At 50.5% G+C, this 430-nt stretch carries 1 protein-coding gene; it reads left to right on the top strand.

Annotated elements, in window-relative coordinates; genetic code table 11:
• The first annotated feature begins 76 nt into the window (after positions 1–76).
• Positions 77–385, top strand: a complete 309-nt coding sequence (locus NE664_14315; GenBank protein ID MCQ4727809.1) for a BMC domain-containing protein — start codon at positions 77–79, stop codon at positions 383–385.
• Positions 386–430 lie beyond the last annotated feature (45 nt).

The following is a 430-nucleotide window of genomic DNA, read 5'->3' as shown; positions in this document are numbered from 1 at the left end:
AGGGAGTAGGCGATATTGTATCCGTACACGATGTTGATGCGTAAAAACAGAAAATCGGCAGGAAGGAAGAAAGTATATGGAAAGATATGAAGCCATTGGTTCCATTGAAACATTTGGCCTGGTATTTGTTCTGGAAGCCGCGGATGCGATGTGCAAGGCGGCCGATGTGGAACTGATCGGATATGAGAATGTAGCTTCCGGATACATATCCGTGCTGGTGCGCGGCGATGTGGGAGCATGTAAGACAGCGGTAGAGGCCGGAGTAAAGGCCGTGGAAGCCATGGGAGCCGAGGTTTACAGCTCCGTTGTAATCCCGCGGCCCCACCCGGATCTGGAGAAGATCATCACACGTTACTCCTTAAAGAATCTTCTGCCGGCGGAGTAAGGAAAGGAAGCGTAGACAATGCGTTTTGTTGATAAAGACCTGCTC

This window comes from Anaerotignum faecicola, assembly GCA_024460105.1.
Lineage (GTDB): Bacteria > Bacillota > Clostridia > Lachnospirales > Anaerotignaceae > JANFXS01.
Note: the sequence above shows the minus strand (reverse complement) of the source record. Positions and strands in the feature narration are given on the sequence as shown.

Excerpts from the sequence above, each read along its gene's own strand:
- NE664_14315 (MCQ4727809.1), top strand. The coding sequence starts at position 77 with ATGGAAAGATATGAAGCCATTGGTTCCATTGAAACATTTGGCCTGGTA.